The 1,043-nt window shown below is 65.8% G+C and carries 1 protein-coding gene and 1 pseudogene; both read left to right on the top strand.

Features of this window, described 5'->3' with window-relative positions:
- Positions 1-221 (top strand): annotated as a pseudogene (locus LO50_RS23415) (hypothetical protein); the annotation flags it as partial.
- Positions 218-1,043: P-type conjugative transfer protein TrbL (gene trbL, locus LO50_RS23410; RefSeq protein ID WP_044316537.1), on the top strand; the 826-nt coding region annotated here is incomplete at its 3' end. The pseudogene LO50_RS23415 and the gene trbL, both read left to right, overlap by 4 nt.

Raw genomic sequence — 1,043 nt, 5'->3', positions numbered from 1 at the left:
CGCTGCGCGGGCAATGCGCGGCTGACCGGCAGGCCGTGGGCGAGGACGCCTGCCGCGCCGCAGCCGAAGCCTTCCGGCAGCGCTTCTTCGCAGGCCATACCGGGCCGGACGAGTACGACTCGCTGGCCGAACTGCCGCCAATCCCGCCGAGCTTCGATACACCCGCCGACGACATGCAAGAAGGCGACACACCGCTCGCCCCACCGGAGGACGCGCCATGAACGACGTGACCATCATCGACCGCTTCCTGGACACGTTCTCGCGCTACATCGACTCGGGGTTCGGCCTGCTGCAAGGCGAAGTGGCGTTCCTGACTGCCACGCTCATCGTCATCGACATGACCATCGCCGGCCTGTATTGGGCCATGAGCCACGCGACCGGCCAGGGCGAGGACGTGATCGCCAAGCTGCTGCGCAAGGTGCTCTACGTCGGTGCGTTCGCCTACATCATCGGCAACTTCAACTGGCTGGCCGGCATCGTGTTCCGCTCGTTCGCCGGCCTGGGCCTGACGGCCACCGGCTCGGCCATCACGATGGAGAACTTCCTGCAACCGGGGCGGCTGGCGAAGACCGGCATCGACGCGGGTGCGCCGATTCTGGAACAGATCGGCGACATGGCTGGCTTCCCCGAAGTGTTCACGAACATCGACCCGATCGTGGTGATGTTCCTCGCGTGGCTAGTGGTGATCCTCTGCTTCTTCGTGCTGGCCGTGCAGCTTTTCATCACGCTGATCGAGTTCAAGCTGACCACGCTCGCCGGCTTCGTGCTGGTGCCGTTCGCGCTCTGGAACAAGACGAGCTTCCTGGCGGAAAAGGTGCTCGGCAACGTGGTGTCGTCTGGCGTCAAGGTACTGGTGCTGGCCGTCATCGTCGGCATCGGTTCGGGCCTGTTCGCCGAATTCCAGACTGTGCCGGATGAGCCTTCCATCGACCATGCCCTGGTGGTGATGCTGGCCTCGCTCGCGCTGCTGGCACTGGGCATCTTCGGCCCCGGCATCGCCACGGGCCTGGTGTCCGGTGCCCCGCAGCTTGGCGCGGGCGCGA

Source organism: Stutzerimonas stutzeri (genome assembly GCF_000935215.1).
Classification (GTDB): Bacteria; Pseudomonadota; Gammaproteobacteria; order Pseudomonadales; family Pseudomonadaceae; genus Stutzerimonas.
Note: the sequence above shows the minus strand (reverse complement) of the source record. Positions and strands in the feature narration are given on the sequence as shown.